Here is a 17,202-nt window from a genome sequence, read left to right on the forward strand (position 1 = left end):
GATGCCGCAAGGATGTGGGGCAACCCCTGCCCGGGGCGACCGGCAGGCGCTAGGGTAACGGCGCTTTCCACCGTGCCCGCCTGACCGGACGAGGACCCCCGTTGCCGACCACCGCCCCCTCCCATGGTCCCGCGCCCCGTCTCGGGTCGGCCTTCCACCGCTTCTGGGCCGGGAGTGTGGCCAGCAACCTGGCCGACGGGGTGATGCTGACCGCGCTGCCCATGCTTGCGGCGACGCTGACCAACGACCCCCTCGCGGTGGCGGGACTGACCGTGGCCCGCTACCTGCCGTGGTTGTTGTTCGGTTTGTTCGCCGGGGTGCTGGTCGACCGGATCGACCGGGTTCGGGTGATGGTCGCGGCCAACCTGGTGCGTTCCGGGGCGATCCTGGTCCTGGCGGTGGTCATCGCCACCGGCCAAGCCACCGTCGTGTGGCTGTACGCGGTCATGTTCGCGGTGATGACCTGCGAGATCGGCTACGACGTGGCTGCGCGTGCGGTGCTGCCCAGTCTGGCGCGGGGCCAGTTGGACCGGGCCAACGGGCGGCTGGTCGGCGGCCGGGAGGTGGCCCAGGAGTTCGTGGGGGCTCCGCTCGGCGGGTTTCTGTTCGTGGTGGCGGCGTTCCTGCCCCTGGCCGTGAACGCGGGCGCCTATGTGCTGGGGGCGTTGGTGCTGCTGGGGCTGCCTCTGGTGGCGCGGGGGCCCGGGGCGCGTCCGATTCCCGGGTTGGGCTCGGGGGAGCGGGCGCCGTTGGCGGGGTCGGTGTTCTCCGACCTGGCCGAGGGGCTGCGGCATGTGTGGGGTGATGTGCCGCTGCGTGCTCTGGTGGTGTTCGCCGCGGTGTCGAACCTGGGGGCCGGGGCGTTGGCGGGTGTGTTCGTGTTGGTGGTCCGGGACCATTTCGGGGTGCCCGAGCAGTTGTTCGGGGTGTTCTTGTCCGTGGCTGCGGTGGGGGCGATCGTCGGTGCGGTGTGGGCTGCTCGGGCTGGTGCGCGGTTCGGTCGGTTCGCGGTGGTGGTGTGGGGGTTTTTGGGACAGGCGGGGTTGTGTGTGGTGTTCGCTTTCGCTCCGAACGCGTGGGTGGCGTTGGTGGCGTGGGCCCTGGTGGCGGGTGTGGGCACGTTGGCTGTGGTGCTGTTGGGCGGGATGGTGCAGTTGGTGGTGCCTGAGCGGCTGATGGGGCGGGTGCTGAGTGTGAAGAAGATGTTGAGTATGGGGTTGGTGGCGGTGGGGGCTTTGCTGGGCGGTGTGTTGGGCCGGGTGGACCTGCGGGCTCCGGCGTTGTTCGGGGCTGTGGTGTTCGTGGTGGTGACGGTGTGGTTGTGGGGTTGGTTGCGGGCCGCGTCGGATCGGGCGGATGAGGCCGAGCGGATGGCGCGTCAGGGCGGTTAGGGGCGGTGGGGGTCGTGCTGTGGGCTGCGCCCCCGGTGTGGCGGTGGGCTTCCGGTGCTGGTTCCGCTGGGGCGCCGGTGTGTTGCCCCCGGTTTCCGGTGCGCGTCTGTGGTGCGGTGTCCCTCTCCGCGACGGGCGGGTTCACGCCGGGCGCGCTCCGGGGTTCGGGGGTGCCTCCCGGCCCGTGGGTGTCTTCCTCAGCGGGGTGCGGGGCCGTCCAGGCGGTGAAACGGGGTCCGGGAGCGCGTTGATGGTTCCCTCGGGCCGTGGGAGTGGGGGCGGGCTCCCAGGTACCACCGCCGCAGGGTCTCGGCGTGCTCGTACCAGTCGTCCTGGGAGTCGAGCCGGTCCACTTCGTCCAGGGCGCAGGCGGCCGGGTCGGTGTTCGGGCCGGTGCCGGGGCCAGGGGCTGACGCGGGCGTGCAGGACGTGGGTGGCCTGGCGTTCGCTAGTCGCGCCAGAGGGCGGGGGGTTGGTTCGGGGCCGGGGTCATGGGCGTGGGGAAGCTGAGCGGGGTGTCGCGCCGGAGCGGTGGGGATGGTGTTCGGGGTTGGCGGTGTGCCAGGTCACCGCAGTCGGGCTCTGCGCATCTTGCCGGAGGCGGTGCGGGGGAGTTCCTCGACGAAGTTCACGGTGTGGGGTGCGGCGTGGGGGGCGAAGCGGGTGCTGACCCAGTCGCGGAGTTCCTCGGCGAGTTCGGGGGTGCCGGTGTGGTCGTCGGTCAGGACGATGCGGGCGCCGACGAGGTGTCCGGCGATGTCGTCGGGGATGGCGTAGACGCCGCATTCTTCGACGGCGGGGTGGGTGTTGAGGACGGCTTCGACTTCGGTGGGGCCGATGCGGTAGCTGCGGGTGATGATGGCGCCGTCGTCGCGAGTGGAGAAGTGCAGGTTGCCTTGGCGGTCCATGATGCCGGTGTCGCCGGTGAGGTGGTAGGTGCGTTCGGGGTTGAAGCGGATGTCGATGGTGTTCTCGTAGCCGTGGTAGCCGTCGAACCAGTCCAGGGGGCTGTGGGTGCGGTCGATGGCGATGCGGCCGTAGGCGCCCGGGGGTGCGGGTTCGTCGGTGATGGCTTCGAGGACCTGGATGTTCCATCCGGGCAGGGCGGGGCCGATGGCGGCGGGGGGTAGGGGGGTGTTGTGTTCGGGGAGGTCGGGGTTGTTGGGGATGCCGGCGCACCAGCCGAGTTCGGTTTGGCCGTAGTGGTCGCGGATGGGGACGCCGAAGAGGTCGGTTGCCCATTCGATGACGTCGGGGGCGAGGGGTTCGCCTGCGCTGGCCATGCGTTGGACGATGATTTCGGGGGGCAGGGTCTTGGTGGCGGCGCGCAGGGTGCGGTAGGTGGTGGGGTCGGAGGCGAAGTTGGTGACCTGGTAGAGGCCCAGGACGTCGAGGGTGAGTTCGGGGTCGAAGAATCCGGCGCGTAGGGCGAGGGAGTTGTGTCCGGCCAGGAGCGGGGAGATGAGGCCGTGGTAGAGGCCGTAGGCGGAGCCGGGGTCGGCGGTGTTCCAGTAGACGTCGTCGTCTTGGACGCCGAGGCCGAGGTGGTGGTAGGCGTGCATGGCGGTGAGGGCGCGTGCGGGGACGCGGACGCCGCGGGGTGGGCCGATGAGGTTGGAGACGTAGACGGTGGCGATGTCGCCGTTGCCGGTGGTGGTGTGGTTGGTGGTGTGTGGGGGGTGTTGGCTGAGGGTGTGGAGGGTGTGGTCGCCTTCGCGGAGGGGGTGGGTGCCGGTGGTGGCGATCTGCCAGGTGGGGTGGGTGGGCAGGTGGGGGCTGGGGTCGAGTTTGGTGCGGTGTTCGTCGGCGCAGATGACGATGCGGGCGCCGGAGTCGGTGAGGCGTTCGGCGATGGCGGAGGGGGCGAAGGAGGACAGGAGGGGGACGAGGACGGCTCCCAGGCGCCAGGTGGCCAGGGCGGTGATGGTGAGGTCGACGCCCTTGGGGATGAGGGTGGCGATGCGGTCGCCGGGGGTGATGCCTTGGGCAGCGAGTCCTGCGGCGAGGGTTTGGGAGCGTTCGCGGAGTTCGCCGAAGGTGAGGGTGGTGGGTTCGAGGGTGGGGCCGATTTCGGTGGTGGCGACGGTGTGGGGGTCGTGGCGGTCGCAGAGGAGGTGGGCGACGGTGGTGGTGGGTGTGTCGTAGGTGGCGATCCAGTCGCGCAGGAGGGGCGCCGGGTCGGACATCGGTGGTGTTCCTCGTTTTCGGTGGGTGTGGTGTTTGTTGGTGGGTTACCACAACACTATGCCCACCTGTGGGGCTGGTCTCACTGGTGGGCGGGGTGGTGGTGGGTGGGGGGTGTCTTCCCTCGGGGGTGGGGTGGGGGCCAGGATGTGCGCATGGACAGTGTGCGTGTGGTGGAGCGGTTCGGGTTGGACGAGGGTGTGCGGGAGTGGTTGGAGGCCTGTGCGGCGTTGCCCGAGCCCGGGGTGGGGTTGAAGGTGCCGACCGGTTCGGCGGCGGGCGAGGTGTTGGACATGTTCGCCCTGGCCGATGATGACCGTGCGGAGGTGGAGGCGTTGTGGCCGGGGTCGGGGCGTCCTGAGGGGGAGTGGCCCCGGGAGTTGTGGCATCTGGTGGGGTGCATGTACCGGCGGTTGTGGGCTGATGCCGACCTGCCCGTGGGGGTGTGGCGGTACTGGCCGACGTTGGTGGGGGCGGAGGACGCGCGGGTGCGGGTGGCTTCGCTGTGGGCGTTCGCGGCGATGGTGCCTGAGCACTTGGCGCGGCAGGCACGGCGGGGGATTGATCGTGCGGTGACGGTGGCGACGTTGGCTGATGTGGGTGTGCAGGTGGCGCGGTCGCGGTGGTTGTTCGGTCGTTTGAGTGTGGAGACGGCGTCGTGGGTGGCGGCGCAGTTTCGGGGGCGGTTGTTCTGGGTGGGGGGTTTGCAGTTGGAGCCTGCTGTGTTGGGGGATCAGGGTCCGGTGGGGTGGTACGGGGCCGAGGATGCTGCGGCGTTGGGTCCGGGGTTCGGGGTGGGTGATCCGGTGTTGAGGTTGCACATCCCTTCGGGTGGGTTGGCTCCGGGTTCGGTGCAGGATGCCTTGGAGCGTGCGCGGCCTTTTGCCCGGGAGCAGTTGGGTGTGGATCCGGTGGTGGCCACGTGTACGTCGTGGTTGTTGGATCCGTGGTGGGAGCGGGCGTTGGGGGAGGGGTCCAATATCGTGCGGTTCCAGCGCAGGTTCACGTTGGTGGGTGAGGGTGTGCCGGGTGAGGGTGACGTGTTTCGGTTCGTGTTCGGGATGCCGGTGGTGGATGCGGAGCGGGCTCCGCGGCGGACGCGGTTGGAGCGTGCTGCGTTGGAGCGGTTGGAGTCGGGTCGGGGTCTGCGGGTGTGTACGGGGTGGTTGAGGTTGCCCTGAGGTGGGTGTGGGGGCCGGTTGGTTGGGCTCCCTTTTTGTGGGTTTGTTTGGGTTGGGTCAGATGGTCGGTGTGGGTGCTGTCGTGGGTTCGTTCGGTGTGTGGGCAGGTGTGCGAACTGGGGGCCGGTGCGGGGCATCGGATCGGATCGTGAACACCCTGTACCAACACCCCGTGCTGAGGAGCATTACCGTTGAGGACCACCTCTGAATCCCCCGAACCCCGTGAGAGCGGCGGAGTGGGTGAGTCGGCCGGGATCTCCGATACCGCGCCGAGGTTGTCGGGAGTCGTGTGGGTCGTCGTGCTTCCCGCCGTGCTGGCGTTGGTGGTGACGCTCTCGGTGGTGTTGGCTCTGCTCGACGTCAGTCATGGCGGGGGCGGTGCAGGAGTGCTGGCCGCAGCGGGCGGTTTCGTTCTCGCCGGTGCGGTTCTGTGTTGGTTTCGGTGGTGGATGCGGCGGCGGGGCGCGGCGCGCCCGGGGGAGTTGCCCGTGGTGGTGTCCGTGGCCGTGGTGACCGGTGCGGGCGTGGGGTTTCTGCGGTTTGAGTGGTCGGTGTTGGAGAGGGTCGCCCCGTTGGTGTTGGCGCTGGGGTGTGTCGGGTTGGCGTTGGCGGGTGCGATGGTGGTGTGGGTGATGCCGCCTCGGCGGGTCCGGGTGGTGTTCGCGTCGGGGTTGGTGTTGGCCCTGGGGTTGGCTCTGGTGGGGTGGTCCTGGCTGGAGAAGCGCGCCGATGACGAGCGCAAGAACCGGGAGTTGTCGGAGCGGCTGGCGGCGGTGGACTATCCGGTCGCGGTTCTGGACGCTCCCGGGTGGGAGCCGGTGGCGATGGAGGTCGGTTCCCAGTCCGGAGTGCTGGTCACCTACTCGCCCCTGGATCAGCAGTTGAAGGGGGAGGGGTTCACGCTGAAACTGCGCACCGAGCCGGTGGACCCCGAGGACGCTCGGTGGCGTCCCGGGTGGGAGAACTGTTCGGAGGATGGCGGTTCGCTGCCGTGCGAGGGGCATGGTGCGGTGGTGTTGGTCGACCAGACCGAGAGGTACACGCCCTACATGAATGCACGGGTGGAGCTGGTGGAGGGTGTGGTCGCGTCTTTGTGGACCGATGTGCCCGGTGACTTCGAGGGAAGGCCGTTGATGGGGATGCCTGATGTGGACATGGTGGAGCTGGCTGAGCAGATCAGTCCGTTGGAAGGGGTGGAGGCTCAGCGGATGGTCGAGGAGCTTCGGTGACCACTGGGGTTTGGTGATTCTGATGTGGGGTGTGTTGGTGGTTGCGGGGAGGCCCCGCAACGCTCAACTTTACATAATGTGCATTATCGGCTTTTTGGGAGGGCCCGTGGGGAAGGGGTTTTCGGGTTCGGGTGGGTTCTGTGCGGCGGTGCGTGGGCGCTCGTGAGCGTGTGGGGTGGTCGGCTCTGGGCGTGGGTTGCCGGACGTCCGATGGGTCTGCCGCGGTGTGTCTCTGTGGGTGGAGTTTCGGTGCTCACCGGCGCAGTGGGCTGGCCCGGTGTCGATGTGTCTGTGTGCACGGCGTCGGGTTCGTCGTCCTGGGTGGATTCTGTCCTGCGGGTCCTGGGTGGGGCAAGCCGCTGGCCAGGAGCCTGTGGATAACCCCTGGGTGCCCGCTCGGGTGTGTGCGGGTGTCCGTCCTTCCGGCTGGTGTGCGGTCCCCTGGGGTGTGGGTCCGGGTCGGGTGCGTGGCGGGCTACTGGGTGTGCAGGTCAGGGGTGTCTCCAGGGTGGGGTCTTTTTTCGAACCCCTTCTGGCTGGCGATCTCTCCATGTTTCATGCATAAACGGTGTTATGCATCCTTTTGTGGTTGTTTGGCGACACGTGACTGTTTTTCCCTGCGGCCTCCGCTCGGGGTCGCCCGGCGCTTCGAGGGGCTGGTGCGCTTCCTCTCGTCCAGGGTGTGCTCGCTCCGGCGTGCTCATGTCGAACGCACGTTCGTATCTCTGTTGCCATGGGCGGCTTTCGAATCTCTGTGCGAGAGCTTGTCCGTGGCGCCCACTCCCCTGCTCGCACTCCGCTCCTCACCCCGGACACCTGGCATGATCACTCTCGGTGATTATTCGGTGTGTTCACGTCAGAGCTGTGGTCCGCCACTCCCCTGCCCCCAGCAAACCTCTGCGGCCCAGGTGTTCCGGTGGCGGACAGAATCTGTCCGCCCGTGATGCCAGGATGAGGCCGATGGCGGTCCGCGTCATCTGGCTCAGGAGCGGAGTACCACGATGATTCGTCAGATCCAGATCACCTTCGACGCCCGTGATCCCAGGGCGTTGTCGTTGTTCTGGCGTGAGGCGCTGGGGTATGTCATCCCCGGCCCACCCGGTGTCGACCTGCCCGAGGGCGCTGACCCCCTGGCTGCCTGGGACGGCTTCCTGGAGCAGGCCGGGGTGCCCGAGGCGGAGCGCAACTCGGCTTCGGCACTGGAGGACCCGCAGGGCCGGGGGCCGCGGTTGTTCTTCCAGCAGGTGCCGGAGGACAAGGTCGCCAAGAACCGTGTGCACCTGGACGTGCGGGCGGCCCCTGGGCTGCGGGGACAGGAGCGGATGGGGGCACTGGAGGCCGAATGTGAGCGGCTGGTGGCGTTGGGGGCCGCGCGGGTGCGTCGCCACGAGCCGGACCCGCCCATGGAGGAGGGGTTCATCGTGATGACCGACCCCGAGGGTAACGAGTTCTGCCTGGACTGAGGTGGCGCAGCGGCAGCTGCTCCCCCGCTGTCGGATCCGGGGGCGGCCGGGGCCCGGAGGGTGCGCTCCCCCGAGCCCCGGGCGTGCTATCTGCTGTTCTCCTCGAGGCGCAGGGCGATGCCCAGTGCGAAGAAGGTCGGTGCCCACTGGCCGACGAAGATCCCCCACCGGTCGGCACGGTCGGTGCCGGCGTTCTCCTTCTTCTTGGACAGGGCCCAGGTCAGGAAGGTCAGGCCGATGCTCGTGGTGCCGGCGGCGTAGGCCATCTCCGAGGTGACGCCGAGTTCGGACAGTTTCGCGATCATGATGCCCCATGGTCTTGAGTCGGATGCGGTGTCAGGGCTCCTGCCCCGGGCGGAGCCGCCCTATGGGTAACGGGGGGCAAAACCGGGGCCGTGGGGGCGTTCAGGGTGGGCGGGCGACACGTGGGCGCCGGGTGTGGTCTGTCCGCCGGGCGGCGGTTACGGTTGCTGCGAGCGGGCGTGGCCCCTCTCGGCTCGCTCCTGTTGTTGGTGAGCGGTCACTCCCCTGCCGTGTCCGGGAACGTCTCTGGTCGAGGAGTGAGGGTTCATGGTTGTGGATCAGACGGAACTGCGGTTGTTGGATGCCTACTGGCGGGCGGCCAACTACCTCTCGGTCGGCCAGATCTACCTGTTGGACAACCCGCTGCTGCGTGAGCCGCTCAGGCCCGAGCACATCAAGCCCCGTCTGCTGGGGCACTGGGGTACGACCCCGGGGCTGAACTTCGCCTACGCGCACCTGAACCGGGTGATCCGGGCCCGGGACCTGGACATGATCTACGTGATGGGGCCCGGGCACGGTGGTCCGGCGGCGGTGGCCAACTCCTGGTTGGAGGGCAGTTACAGCGAGGTCTACCGGCACGTGTCCCGCGACGAGGAGGGGATGCGGCGGCTGTTCCGGCAGTTCTCCTTCCCCGGTGGGATCCCCAGCCATGTGGCGCCCGAGACGCCGGGGTCGATCCATGAGGGCGGTGAGCTGGGGTACGCGTTGGCGCACGCCTACGGTGCGGCCTTCGACAACCCCGATCTGGTGGTCAGCTGTGTGGTGGGCGACGGCGAGGCCGAGACGGGGCCGTTGGCGGGCAGTTGGCACTCCAACAAGTTCCTGGACCCGGTGCGTGATGGTGCGGTGCTGCCGATCCTGCACCTGAACGGGTACAAGATCGCCAATCCGACGGTGTTGGCGCGTATCCCCGAGGACGAGCTGGTCAAGCTGTTCGAGGGCATGGGGTACCGGCCGTTGTTCGTCAGCGGTGATGACCCCGAGTACATGCACCGGCGGATGGCGCAGGTGCTCGACGAGGCCCTGGACGAGATCGCCGAGATCCAGCAGGTGGCGCGCACCAGTGGTCTTTCGCATCGGCCGGCGTGGCCGGTGGTGGTGTTGCGCTCCCCCAAGGGGTGGACCGGTCCGCGGGAGGTGGACGGGGCTCCGGTGGAGGGGACGTGGCGTTCGCATCAGGTGCCGTTGGCGCGGGTGCGGGAGGACCCCGGGCATCTGCGCCAGTTGGAGGAGTGGATGCGCTCCTATGGGCCTGAGCGGTTGTTCGACGCCTCGGGTGCGCCGGTGGACGAGTTGGTGGCGTTGGCGCCGCGGGGTGAGCGGCGGATGAGCGCGAACCCGCATGCCAACGGTGGTGCGTTGCTGCGTGACCTGGTGTTGCCCGATTTTCGTCGGTATGCGGTGGAGTTCGCCGGGCACGGGACGTCCACCAGTGGGGCCACCCAGGTGTTGGGGCGTTTCCTGCGGGATGTGGTGCGCGCCAACCCGGACAACTTTCGGGTCATGGGGCCCGACGAGACGGCCTCGAACCGGTTGTCGGCGGTGTATGAGGCCACGGACAAGGTGTGGGAGGAGTCGGTGCTGGCCACCGACGAGGACCTGGCGCGGCACGGTCAGGTGATGGAGGTGCTCAGTGAGCACATGTGCCAGGGGTGGTTGGAGGGGTACCTGCTCACCGGGCGGCACGGGCTGTTCAACTGCTATGAGGCGTTCGTGCACATCGTGGACGCGATGTTCAACCAGCACGCCAAGTGGTTGAAGGTGACCCGGCACCTGGCGTGGCGTCGGCCGATCGCCTCGTTGAACTACCTGTTGTCCTCGCACGTGTGGCGTCAGGACCACAACGGGTTCACGCACCAGGATCCGGGGTTCCTGGACGTGGTGATGAACAAACCGGCGGAGTTGGTGCGGGTGTATCTGCCGCCGGACGCGAACACGTTGCTGTCGGTGAGTGATCACTGTCTGCGTTCGCGTGATTATGTGAACGTGGTGGTGGCCGGTAAGCAGCCCGGGTTGGACTACCTGCCGATGCGGGAGGCGGTGGCGCACTGTACCCGCGGGATCGGGGTGTGGGAGTGGGCCAGTACCGGGGGTGGCGCGGATCCGGACGTGGTGTTGGGGTGTGCGGGTGATGTGCCCACGTTGGAGACCCTGGCCGCGGCGGACCTGTTGCGTCAGTACTTTCCCGAGCTGGGTGTGCGGGTGGTGAACGTGGTGGATCTGATGCGGTTGCAGCCCGCCAGTGAGCATCCGCACGGTTTGTCCGACGCCGAGTACGAGGCCCTGTTCACCACGGACCGTCCGGTGGTCTTCGCCTTTCACGGGTATCCGTGGTTGGTGCACCGGTTGACGTACCGGCGCCGGGGCCACGAGAACCTGCACGTGCGGGGGTTCAAGGAGGAGGGGACCACGACCACGCCGTTCGACATGGTGATGTTGAACGATCTGGACCGGTTCCATCTGGTGATCGACGTGATCGACCGGGTGCCGGGGTTGGCGCAGAACGCTGCCCATGTGCGCCAGCGGATGGTGGACGAGCGGTTGCGGCACCGGGAGTACACGCGTGAGTTCGGGCAGGATCCGGCGTCGGTGCGTGATTGGGTGTGGCCGTACTGATGCGGGTGCTGGTGGTGAACGCGGGGTCGAGCAGTCTGAAGCTGAGTGTGCTCGGGTCGCGGGACGAGGTGGTGGACCAGGAGCACATCCCGGTGGAGCGGGGTGAGTGGGACCGGTCGGTGCTGGAGCGGGCGTTGGGCCGTTTCCCGGGGGTGGAGGCGGTGGGTCACCGGGTCGTGCACGGGGGGCGGGAGTTCCTGGAGCCGGTGCGGTTGGACGCCTCGGTGGTGGGGCGGTTGCGGGAGTTGGGTTCGTTGGCGCCCCTGCACCAGCCCAAGTCGTTGGCGGGGATCGAGGCGGTGGGTCGGGTGTGGCCGCGGGTGCCGGCGGTGGCGTGTTTCGACACGGCTTTCCATGCCCGGCTTCCGGCGGAGGCGTACACCTATGCGGTGCCCGAGCGCTGGCGTGCGGAGTTCGGGGTGCGCCGGTACGGGTTCCACGGGCTCTCGCACGCCTATGCGTCGCGGCGGGCGCGGGAGTGGACGGGCGCGGAGCGGGTGGTGGTGGCGCATCTGGGTGCGGGGGCGTCGTTGTCGGCGGTCCTGGGCGGGCGGTCGGTGGACACCACGATGGGGTTCACGCCGTTGGAGGGGTTGGTGATGGCGACCCGTTCGGGGAGTGTGGATCCGGGGTTGGTGTTGTGGTTGAACGAGCATGCCGGTGTTCCGTTGGAGGAGATCGGGTGGGCGTTGGAGCACGAGTCCGGGTTGGTGGCGCTGGCGGGTTCGGCGGACATGCGCACGGTGTTGGGGCGTGAGGCCGCCGGGGATGAGCGGGCGTCGGTGGCGGTGGGGGTGTACGTGCACCGGTTGCGGGCGTCGGTGGCGTCGATGGCGGCGGCGTTGGGCGGGGTGGAGGTGTTGGTGTTCACCGGTGGTGTGGGTGAGCACTCGGCGCCGGTGCGGGCGCGGGCGGCTGCGGGGTTGGGGTTTTTGGGTGTGGGTGTGGATGAGGGGTTGAACGGGTCCTTGGCGGGTGAGGGTGAGGTCACCGCGTCCGGGGCGCGGGTGCGCGTATTGGTGGTGGCGGCTCGGGAGGATGTGGAGGTCGCGCGGGGGGTGCGGTCGGTGTTGGTGTGAGGTTGTGGTGTGGGGGTGTCGCCCGAGGGGGTGGCGCCCTCCTTTTTTGTGGGGTGGTTCCGGGGGGCTTCTCCCCCGGTGTTCGGGTGTCTTCGTGGTTGGGGGTGGGGTGTGGGTGTGTGTGGGGTGGGGATCGGTGATGCTGGGGTCATGAGTGGTGATGCGGTGTCGGTGGAGCAGGCGATTGAGCGGTATTTGGTGGCCAGGCGGGCTGCTAAGCCCTCGCCGCACACGGTGGCGGCCTATCGGCGTGACCTGGTGGCGGTGTTGGGGTGTGTGGGGCGTGCGTTGGGGCGTGATCCTGCGGGTGTGGGGTTGGGTGAGTTGGAGTCGGGGGTGTTGCGGGAGGCGTTCGCTGAGTTCGCGGAGGAGCGGGCGGCTTCGAGTGTGTTGCGGGCGTGGTCGACGTGGAACGGGTTCTTCGCGTTCTGGGTGGCGGAGCGGGTGGTGGCGGGTAATCCGATGTCGGCGGTGCCGCGGCCGCGGGTGAGGCCTTCGGGGCCCAAGCCGTTGATGGGTGAGGACACCCCGGAGCGGTTGTTGGAGGCGTTGGCGCGTGGGGCGCGGCGGGCGCGGGATCCGTGGCCGGAGCGGGATCTGGCGGTGTTGGCGTTGGCGTTGTTGACGGGGATGCGGTCGGCGGAGATGTTGTCGCTTCGGGTGGAGTCGTTGGGTGGGCGGTCTGGTGAGCGGCGGATTCGGGTGGTGGGTAAGGGCGGTGGTGAGCGGGTGTTGCCGATCGAGGTGCCGTTGGAGGCTTTGTTGGAGGCGTATCTGGCGTCGCGTCGGGTGCGGTTCGGGGTGGTGCGGGGGTCGGATCCGTTGTTGGTGGACAACCGGGGGCAGGGGTTGCGTCGGGGTGGGTTGCAGTATCTGGTGAAGCAGTGTTATCGGCATGCGGGTGTCAATGATCGGGTGGCGCGGGGGACGCTGGTGCATGCGTTGCGGCACACGTTCGCGACGCGGTTGGCGGAGGACGGTGCGTCGGTCACCGAGATCATGCATTTGTTGGGGCATGCGTCGGTGACGTCGTCGCAGGCCTATATCGAGGTGACGGCCCGGGCGCAGCGGGAGGCTGCGGGGTCGAACCGGACCTATGGGGTGTTGCGGCGTCTGGCCCGGGAGGGGGCGGAGGAGTAGGGGCGGGTGGCGTCCTGGGTTGGTGTGGGGGCGGGGGTGGTTACGCTGAGGGGCGTGAATCAGTCGAGTTTTGTTGTGTCCAGCGTCAACGTCAACGGGTTGCGGGCGGCCGCGGGGAAGGATCCGGGGTTCGTGTCCTGGTTGGCGGCCACTGAGGCGGACGTGGTGTGTTTGCAGGAGACGCGTGCTGAGCCCGATCAGCTTCCCGCCAAGGTGCACTCGCCCCAGGGGTGGCATGTGGTGTTGTGTCCGGCTCGGGCGAAGGGTCGTGCGGGGGTGGCGATCTACTCGCGTGTGGAGCCCGATGGGGTGCGGGTCGGGTTCGGGGAGGCCGAGTTCGAGGATTCGGGCCGGTATGTGGAGGCGGACTTCGGTGAGGTGACGGTGGCCAGCCTGTACCTGCCCTCGGGTGAGGTGGGTACTCCGCGTCAGGAGGAGAAGGAGCGTTTCATGGAGGCGTTCCTGCCCTACCTGGTCAGGCGGCGCGCCGAGGTGGAGGCTCTGGGGCGTGGTCTGGTGGTGTGCGGTGACTGGAACATCGCGCATACCGAGGCGGATCTGAAGAACTGGCGCGGTAACAGGAAGAACTCGGGGTTTTTGCCCGAGGAGCGTGCGTGGTTGTCGCGGGTCTTCGACGAGGCGGGGTATGTGGATGTGGTGCGTGCCCTGTATCCGGATCAGGAGGGCCCGTACTCGTGGTGGTCCTACCGGGGTAGGGCTTTTGACAACGACACGGGTTGGCGGATCGATTACCAGGTGGCTACGCCGGGGTTGGCTGCGCGGGCACGGTCGGGTCGGGTGGAGCGTTATCCCAGTCGTGAGGAGCGTTGGTCGGACCATGCTCCGGTGACGGTGGCCTTTGGGCTCGGAGAGTAGGGGCGGTCATGGGTGTACCGGTTGTGTTGGCGCACGGGTTGCGTTCGTCGTCGAGTATGTGGCGGCCGCAGGTGGAGTTCTTGGAGGCGCAGGGGCGTGTGGTGGTGGCGCCTGATCTTCCTGCTCACGGGTCGCGTCGGGGTGAGGATTTTTCGGTGGGGCGTGCGGTGGACACCCTGTTGGATGCGATCGACTCGGTGGGTGGGCGTGCCCTGTTGGTGGGTTTGAGTATGGGTGGGTTGTTGTCGATCGCGGCGGCGGGGGTTGCGCCGGGGCGGATCGCCGGGTTGGTGGCGGCCAGTTGTACGGCGCAGCCGGCGCAGTCGTTGGCGCAGGTGTATCGGATTCCGTCGGTGTTGATGGAGCGGTTGCCGGACAAGGGTGCGGCGGTCAATGAGCGTTTTCACCGGTTGATGTTGCCGGACAGTGCGGCTGATGCGGTGGTTGACGGCGGGTTGGCCGTGGAGGCGGCCACGGCGGTGATCGATGAGTTGGCGGGGATTGACGCGTTGTCGGCGTTGGGGTCCTATCCGGGGCCGGTGTGGTTGATCAACGGGGCGCGGGATCATTTCCGGATTCATGAGAAGCAGTTCTTTGATGCGTGTGTGGAGGGGCGGTTGGTGAATGTGCCTCGGGCTGGGCACATGGTGAGTTTGGATCAGCCGGTGAATTTTTCGCGGATCGTGTCGGATGCGGCTGATGTGGTGGGGGTGCGTGAGGCCCGGGTGGGGTTGGAGCCTGGTGCTGGGGTGCCTGATGTGGTGGATTCTCCTCCTTCTGATGTGGAGGAGGAGGTGGCTGCCGGGGTGGATTCGGTGGCCGGGGTGGATCCTGAGGGTCCCTGATCCGGTAGGTGCTGGGGCGCGCAGGGGTCGCGGACAGCAAAAGGGGGCGGTGGGCCGTGTGGCCTGCCGCCCCCGTTTTTGTTGGTGGGTTAGTTGTGGTGGGTGGGGTCGTCGGTGTGGGTGCGGGGGCGGGGTGTGGTGGGGATGGCTTGGCCGGGGCGGGGGCGTTCGGGCAGGCGGAAGAAGATCATGGGGTTGTGGGGGGATTGGCGTACGGGGGTGTCCAGGCCGAGTTCGGTTTTGAGTTCGTGGAGGGCTTGGTGGTGGTGGGGGGCGCGGGCGGCGGAGGCGGTGAAGTAGTTGGTGGTGTTGTTGGCGAGCCATTTGAGGACGACGGCGCCTTCGGTGAAGGGCAGGGCGTAGCGCTGGTGGAAGACGTCGTGGACGCTGACGGGGATGTGGGCGGGAAGGGTGGGCAGGAGGTGGTGGATGTACCAGCGGGCGAACCAGCCGTTGTGGGCGGCGTCGATGAACAGGTAGTCGGTGTTGGCGGGGATGTGGGTGATTTTTGCGCGTACGTCACCTTTGGTGAAGGTCCAGCGGTCGGTGGCCAGTTCTGGTGGGACGTGGGCGGTGGCGTGGTCGACGATGTCGAAGGAGTGGAGGTGGCCGGTGCCGTTGTCGCGGAGGGCGGAGAGGATCCAGGAGGTGGACCAGCCGTAGTAGGTGCCGATTTCGACGACGTTGGCGGGTTGGTGGTGGCGTAGGAGCAGGTAGGTGATTTCTGCTTCGAGGTCGTCGAGTTGGGGGGTCATGGTGGGGTCGGCGTTGGTGTGGTGGTCGCGTTGTTGGTCGCGTACTCGGGCCAGGTCGTCGCGGTGGGTGCGGTAGAGGGTGGAGATGAGGTCGAGGTCGATGGGTGGTGTGGTGGGCATGGTGGTTTTCCTTCGGGGTGTGTGGGCCACTTTTGGAGCTGAAGGTAACAGTGTTGTTGCTCCGTGTTTGGGGTTTGGTGGGTGTGTCGTGGTTTTCAGGGGCGGGTGGTGGGGCGTATGGGGTCGGAGTCGTGGGCGGCGATGACGGCTCGGGTGCGGGCGCGGGCGGGGTGGGTTTGGGGAGGAGGCCGTGGGTTCCGGTGCGTAGGGCTTCCCAGGCGTAGTCGTCGGGGCGGGGGCTGGTCAGGAGGGTGGGTGGCGCGTGGGTGGATGGTGGCATGGGCGGGTGGGTGTGTGCCTTCCTCCGGGAGGGTGATGGTTTTGGTCACGGTGGGGATGGTGCGGGGGTGGTGGGGCGTTGTAGGGGCCATGGCATGGGGGTTTTGTGGTGGTTTGGGCCTTGGTGTGGAGATGGGTGACCAGGCGCGTATTCGTTGGTTCATGGGTTGTTTACTGGGGTCGGTGAAAAATGTGATGAACCTTTCGTCCTATGGTGGGGCTCGTGACACGAAGTGAGACGTCGTCCGAAGAGACGGCACAAACAGACAACGGGCCGGGGCTGGCACACTCGCTGCGCCGCCGGCACATGGCACTGATCGCGATCGGCGGATCGGTGGGCGCCGGGCTGTTCATCGGCTCGGGCGCGGTGATCCAGACCGCGGGACCCGCGGCGGTTCTCTCCTACACGTTGGCTGGGGCCCTGGTCTTCCTGACCCTGCGGGCCCTGGGCGAGATGGTCGTGTCGGTCCCGGCCGGAGGGTCCTTCTCCGACTACGCCCGCCTGGCCTTCGGGCCCCGGGCCGGGTTCACCATCGGCTGGGTCTACTGGTGGATGTACGCGGTCCTGGTGGCCGCCGAGTCCGTGGCGGGGGCCGCCATCCTGAGCCAGTGGGTGCAGGTGCCCGGGTGGGCGCTGGCCCTGATCGTGCTGCTGGCCATGACGGCCGCCAACCTCATCTCGGTGCGCGTCTTCGCCGAGACCGAGTCCCTGTTCTCCCTGGTCAAGGTCGCCACCATCGTGGCCTTCCTACTGGTGGGCGGTCTGTACGCCTTCGGGTTGTGGAGCGGTTCGGAAGGGGCCACGGTCACCAACCTGTGGGAGCTGGGCGGGTTCGCCCCCAACGGTTGGGTCGCGGTCCTGGGCGCCACCGTGGTGGTGCTGTTCGCCTTCGGGGGCGTGGAGATCATCACCATCGCCGCCGGGGAGAGCGCCGAACCCGAGCGCGGGGTGGCCTCGGCCATCACCAACGTCCTGTGGCGTATCGGCCTGTTCTACGTGGCCTCCATCGTGGTGGTGGTCATGGTCGTGCCGTGGAACTCCACCGACCTGGACCGCAGCCCCTTCGTGGTGGTCATGGAGACCGTGGGGATTCCCGGGGCGGCGCTGATCATGGAGATCGTGGTCCTGATCGCGGTGCTCAGCGTGCTCAACGCCGCGATGTACACCTCCTCGCGGATGCTGTTCATGCTCACCCGCCAGGGTGATGCCCCCCGGCTGCTCAGGGGTGCCAACCGGCGCGGTGTGCCGGTGCGCGCCATCCTGTTGGGCACCGTGGTCGGTTACGCCGCGGTGGTCGCCGACTACCTGGCGCCGGGCAGGGTCTTCCCGTTCCTGGTGGCCTCCATCGGCGCGATCCTGCTGGTGCTGTTCCTGACCATCTGTGCTTCGCAGTTGGTGGTGGGTGCGCGGGTGCGCCGCAACGCCCCTGAGCGGCTGACGCTGCGCATGTGGGGTTTTCCGTACCTGACCTGGGCCACCCTGGTGGGGTTGGTGGCGATCTTCCTGGCGATGGCCACCCTGCCCGAGCACCGGCAGGCCCTGTGGGCCACGGTCGCCGCGGTGGTGGTGGCGTTGTTGGCCTATGAGGTGCGCCGTCTGTTCGGTTCCACCGAGCCCAGCCGCAGGGTGCTGGGGGTGGGGGGCCGGGCCACTCCGGAGGAGTTGGACCGTGTCGCCGGGACCGGGACCGGGCGGGTCCGGGACGGCGAGGCGCGGGGAGAGGATCTGTCCCCCCGGTAG

The 17,202-nt window shown here is 68.2% G+C and carries 13 protein-coding genes; 10 read left to right on the forward strand and 3 right to left on the reverse strand.

Features of this window, described 5'->3' with window-relative positions; all coding sequences use genetic code 11:
- The first annotated feature begins 101 nt into the window (after window positions 1-101).
- Entirely contained in the window at window positions 102-1,391 is a 1,290-nt protein-coding gene (locus IE195_RS09280; RefSeq protein ID WP_191269644.1) for an MFS transporter, read from the forward strand.
- Window positions 1,392-1,957: 566 nt separating this feature from the next.
- On the opposite strand, the gene IE195_RS09285 is transcribed toward IE195_RS09280, so the two are convergent.
- The gene (locus IE195_RS09285) at window positions 1,958-3,577 is read right to left on the reverse strand and encodes an AMP-binding protein (protein WP_191269646.1); all 1,620 of its coding nucleotides are present in this window, start codon (window positions 3,575-3,577) and stop codon (window positions 1,958-1,960) included.
- Window positions 3,578-3,730: 153 nt separating this feature from the next.
- Between IE195_RS09285 and IE195_RS09290 the strand changes: the two genes are divergently transcribed.
- The 3 genes from IE195_RS09290 (at window position 3,731) to IE195_RS09300 (ending at window position 7,448) form a co-directional block, all read left to right on the forward strand.
- Window positions 3,731-4,756, forward strand: coding sequence for an acyltransferase domain-containing protein (locus tag IE195_RS09290; RefSeq protein ID WP_191269648.1), 1,026 nt, complete (start codon window positions 3,731-3,733; stop codon window positions 4,754-4,756).
- Window positions 4,757-4,947: 191 nt separating this feature from the next.
- Window positions 4,948-5,985 carry a hypothetical protein gene (locus IE195_RS26455; RefSeq protein WP_191269650.1) on the forward strand — a complete coding sequence of 346 codons (1,038 nt, stop codon included), beginning with the start codon at window positions 4,948-4,950 and terminating at the stop codon, window positions 5,983-5,985.
- Window positions 5,986-6,986: 1,001 nt separating this feature from the next.
- A complete protein-coding gene (locus IE195_RS09300; RefSeq protein WP_191269652.1) occupies window positions 6,987-7,448 on the forward strand; it encodes a VOC family protein in 462 nt (153 codons plus the stop codon).
- Between the two features lie 86 nt (window positions 7,449-7,534).
- On the opposite strand, the gene IE195_RS09305 is transcribed toward IE195_RS09300, so the two are convergent.
- On the reverse strand, window positions 7,535-7,753 hold the full coding sequence (locus IE195_RS09305) for a hypothetical protein (RefSeq protein ID WP_191269654.1): 219 nt from the start codon (window positions 7,751-7,753) through the stop codon (window positions 7,535-7,537).
- Window positions 7,754-8,018: 265 nt separating this feature from the next.
- Between IE195_RS09305 and IE195_RS09310 the strand changes: the two genes are divergently transcribed.
- The 5 genes from IE195_RS09310 (at window position 8,019) to IE195_RS09330 (ending at window position 14,307) form a co-directional block, all read left to right on the forward strand.
- On the forward strand, window positions 8,019-10,367 hold the full coding sequence (locus IE195_RS09310) for a phosphoketolase family protein (protein WP_191269656.1): 2,349 nt from the start codon (window positions 8,019-8,021) through the stop codon (window positions 10,365-10,367).
- A complete protein-coding gene (locus IE195_RS09315) occupies window positions 10,367-11,446 on the forward strand; it encodes an acetate/propionate family kinase (protein WP_191270493.1) in 1,080 nt (359 codons plus the stop codon). Before IE195_RS09310 ends, IE195_RS09315 begins: the two co-directional genes overlap by 1 nt.
- A gap of 150 nt (window positions 11,447-11,596) precedes the next feature.
- Window positions 11,597-12,586, forward strand: a complete 990-nt coding sequence (locus tag IE195_RS09320; RefSeq protein WP_191269658.1) for a tyrosine-type recombinase/integrase — start codon at window positions 11,597-11,599, stop codon at window positions 12,584-12,586.
- Window positions 12,587-12,640: 54 nt separating this feature from the next.
- A complete protein-coding gene (locus tag IE195_RS09325; protein WP_191269660.1) occupies window positions 12,641-13,462 on the forward strand; it encodes an exodeoxyribonuclease III in 822 nt (273 codons plus the stop codon).
- An 8-nt stretch (window positions 13,463-13,470) separates the two neighbouring features.
- Entirely contained in the window at window positions 13,471-14,307 is an 837-nt protein-coding gene (locus IE195_RS09330) for an alpha/beta fold hydrolase (protein WP_191269662.1), read from the forward strand.
- Window positions 14,308-14,396: 89 nt separating this feature from the next.
- Here IE195_RS09330 and IE195_RS09335 read toward each other — a convergent pair whose 3' ends face one another.
- Window positions 14,397-15,182 carry a class I SAM-dependent methyltransferase gene (locus IE195_RS09335; protein ID WP_191269664.1) on the reverse strand — a complete coding sequence of 262 codons (786 nt, stop codon included), beginning with the start codon at window positions 15,180-15,182 and terminating at the stop codon, window positions 14,397-14,399.
- Between the two features lie 586 nt (window positions 15,183-15,768).
- On the opposite strand from IE195_RS09335, the gene IE195_RS09340 reads away from it, so the two are divergent.
- Complete coding sequence (locus IE195_RS09340; RefSeq protein ID WP_191270495.1) at window positions 15,769-17,202, forward strand: amino acid permease; 1,434 nt, start codon at window positions 15,769-15,771, stop codon at window positions 17,200-17,202.

This window comes from Nocardiopsis terrae (assembly GCF_014651695.1).
Classification (GTDB): domain Bacteria; phylum Actinomycetota; class Actinomycetes; order Streptosporangiales; family Streptosporangiaceae; genus Nocardiopsis; species Nocardiopsis terrae.

What these genes read in the sequence shown, in the direction of transcription:
- IE195_RS09285 (WP_191269646.1), bottom strand. Translation starts at nt 3,577, where the DNA reads ATGTCCGACCCGGCGCCCCTCCTGCGCGACTGGATCGCCACCTACGAC.
- IE195_RS09290 (WP_191269648.1), top strand. Translation starts at nt 3,731, where the DNA reads ATGGACAGTGTGCGTGTGGTGGAGCGGTTCGGGTTGGACGAGGGTGTG.
- IE195_RS09300 (WP_191269652.1), top strand. Translation starts at nt 6,987, where the DNA reads ATGATTCGTCAGATCCAGATCACCTTCGACGCCCGTGATCCCAGGGCG.
- IE195_RS09305 (WP_191269654.1), bottom strand. Translation starts at nt 7,753, where the DNA reads ATGATCGCGAAACTGTCCGAACTCGGCGTCACCTCGGAGATGGCCTAC.
- IE195_RS09310 (WP_191269656.1), top strand. Translation starts at nt 8,019, where the DNA reads ATGGTTGTGGATCAGACGGAACTGCGGTTGTTGGATGCCTACTGGCGG.
- IE195_RS09315 (WP_191270493.1), top strand. Translation starts at nt 10,367, where the DNA reads ATGCGGGTGCTGGTGGTGAACGCGGGGTCGAGCAGTCTGAAGCTGAGT.
- IE195_RS09320 (WP_191269658.1), top strand. Translation starts at nt 11,597, where the DNA reads ATGAGTGGTGATGCGGTGTCGGTGGAGCAGGCGATTGAGCGGTATTTG.
- IE195_RS09330 (WP_191269662.1), top strand. Translation starts at nt 13,471, where the DNA reads ATGGGTGTACCGGTTGTGTTGGCGCACGGGTTGCGTTCGTCGTCGAGT.
- IE195_RS09335 (WP_191269664.1), bottom strand. Translation starts at nt 15,182, where the DNA reads ATGCCCACCACACCACCCATCGACCTCGACCTCATCTCCACCCTCTAC.
- IE195_RS09340 (WP_191270495.1), top strand. Translation starts at nt 15,769, where the DNA reads ATGGCACTGATCGCGATCGGCGGATCGGTGGGCGCCGGGCTGTTCATC.